The sequence below is a fragment of the Hydrogenophaga sp. genome, assembly GCF_051007235.1.
Lineage (GTDB): Bacteria > Pseudomonadota > Gammaproteobacteria > Burkholderiales > Burkholderiaceae_C > Hydrogenophaga.
Genome location: NZ_JBPCSJ010000130.1, coordinates 1 through 2,191, shown reverse-complemented (window position 1 = coordinate 2,191; position 2,191 = coordinate 1). Strand labels below are relative to the sequence as shown.

Sequence of the window (2,191 nt, the reverse complement as noted above, 5' to 3'; positions counted from 1 at the left end):
AGGGCCCGGTGTCCGCCGCCATCGCCGACAGCTTCGACCTCTACTGGGCGTCCGACTGGGTGGCCCGGCCGGGCGAGGTGGCCAGCGACCCGGCTCCCGGCGCGCCCGCGCTGCTGGGGCCGCCCACCGCCACCGAAACCACCCTCCTGACCGAACTGCAGCGCCACACCCCGCAACACACCACCAGCACCTGCCCCGACATCCACTTCGTGACCGACCACCCCGGCTCCGGCGTGGAGCGGCGCAAGGTGTTCACCGAGTTGACCCGGCTGGCGCAGGAGGCGCGACAGCAAATCCTGATCGAAAGCCCCTACCTGGTGTTGCGCGAGGACGGCACCGACGTGCTGCAGACGCTGGCGCAGCGTGGCGTGCAGCTGACCTTCCTGACCAACAGCCTGACGTCCACCGACGCCTTCTACACCGTGGCCAGCCTGGCCAACGGGCTGGAGGCGCTGCAACGTTTGCCCGGCCTGCAGGTGTGGGCCTACGGCGGCCAGCCGTTGGCCGGCAGCGCGCGGCCCCCCGCCTCGGCGCGCTGGGGCGTGCACGCCAAGCGCGCGGTGTTCGACGACCACACCGTCGTGGTCGGCACCTACAACATCGATCCGCGCTCGGCCAACCTCAACTCGGAGCTCATGGTGGTCTGCCGCGGCGACCGCGCGCTGGCCGCAGCGCTGCAAGCGAGCATCCGCGCGCGCATGGCGCAGTCGCGCCCGGTGGTGGGCACCGATTCGCCGGGCGGCGACGCCGCGCTGGTGCAAGGCGCCGACCGCGACACCCTGTTCAAGATGCGCACCATCGCCCCCTTCACCCGCCTGCTCGACATCCTGATGTGACGCCCGGCCGCGCCCCGGGCCCTGGGCGCACAATCGGCGTTTGCCCCGCGCACCCGCACGTTCCCACCATGACCACCGCCACCGACCCCACCCCCGCCACCGAACCCACGCCGCTGTGCGAGCCGTGCCAGGGCATCCAGCGCAACTGGCGCGGCGCCCCGGGCCATGCCGAACTGCGGCAGGGCAACAACCGCAAAGAGCTGCACGGCCGTGCGGAGGTGAAGATCACCGGCTACTTCTGCGACCGCTGCGGCGCCCACTGGCACTACACCAACGACAAGCGCAACCAGCGCGCCGGCTGGTCGCTGGCGCCGGACTGATCTGGGTCATCCGGTCATGTCGGTACGCCCCCTCCGGAGCGCCGAACCTTGAAATCCAGGTGCATAGCCGGACCGGCTCAGCCGGGCGGCCAGTGCCATCCCCCTCCTGCCGCAGGCGAGAGAGGGGGGTGACGCGAAGCGGCGCGGGGGGTGTCCGACCTCTAGCCGCGCACCGCGCCAAAGCGCCGCATCAGCTCGCCCTGCACCTGCGCGGGCGACAGGGCCTTGCCCGCGTTCTCCGCCGCGTAAGCGCGGGCCGCGGCCTCGTCGGGCTGGAACTTCAGGTACAGGCGGCGCAGCTGGTCTTCGTCGCAGGTGCCCAGCTCCACCCGCTCGTCGATGCGGCCGGCGCGGATCAGCGCCTCGTCCAGCCGCTCGGCGTGGTTGGTGGTCATGAAGAGCACGTTGCCCTCCTGCGTGGCCACGCCGTCCAGCGCGTTCAGGAATCCCGAGAACGAGAGCCTCACCTGGCTGTGCGCCGCGTCGCGCTGGCGAAAGAAGGCGTCCACGTCTTCGATCAGCAGCAGCGAGCGCTGCGGCACCGCGGCCAGCAGGGTGTGGATTTTTTCGTCGGTGACGATGGGCGAGGCCAGGCTGAGCGTGCACACGTTCAGGTGCAATTCCGACGCCAGCGCCGTGACCAGCGAGGTCTTGCCGGTGCCGGGCGGGCCGTACAGCAGGTAGCCGCGCCGCCACGGAATGCCCAGCTCGGCATACCGCTCGTGCGCGCCGTAAAAGCGCTGCAGGTCGCCCAGCAGCGTCTCGGCCTGGCCGGCCTTGAGCACGACGGAGGCCAGCGGGCGGCGCGAACCCAGGCGGTCGCGCATCCAGTCGCCGCCGTGGAAGGGGTTGGGGATATAGACAGAAAGCGTGTCGCTCTCGCGGCTGGCGCGCGCATCGATGGCGCGCTGCAGGAAGGCCGACAGCCAGTCGCCGGAACGGCCGAAGTGCGACAGGCTGATGCGCTCGAACACGCTTTGTGCCACCTGCAGCTCGCGCCGTATCCAGACCAGCTGGCCGTCGATCCACAGGATG

Annotated in this window: 3 protein-coding genes; 2 read left to right on the top strand and 1 reads right to left on the bottom strand. The window is 71.1% G+C overall.

Features of this window, described 5'->3' with window-relative positions; genetic code table 11:
- Window positions 1–836, top strand: an 836-nt coding sequence (locus tag ACR2JA_RS04955; protein ID WP_434008003.1) for a phospholipase D-like domain-containing protein, incomplete at its 5' end; no start/stop codon positions are given.
- Between the two features lie 68 nt (window positions 837–904).
- Window positions 905–1,156, top strand: coding sequence for a hypothetical protein (locus tag ACR2JA_RS04950; RefSeq protein ID WP_434008002.1), 252 nt, complete (start codon window positions 905–907; stop codon window positions 1,154–1,156).
- A 161-nt stretch (window positions 1,157–1,317) separates the two neighbouring features.
- On the opposite strand, the gene ACR2JA_RS04945 is transcribed toward ACR2JA_RS04950, so the two are convergent.
- Window positions 1,318–2,191: AAA family ATPase (locus ACR2JA_RS04945; protein WP_434008001.1), on the bottom strand; the 874-nt coding region annotated here is incomplete at its 5' end.

Bases quoted from the DNA above. Each gene is read 5' to 3' on its own strand.
- ACR2JA_RS04950 (WP_434008002.1), top strand. From the start codon at position 905: ATGACCACCGCCACCGACCCCACCCCCGCCACCGAACCCACGCCGCTG.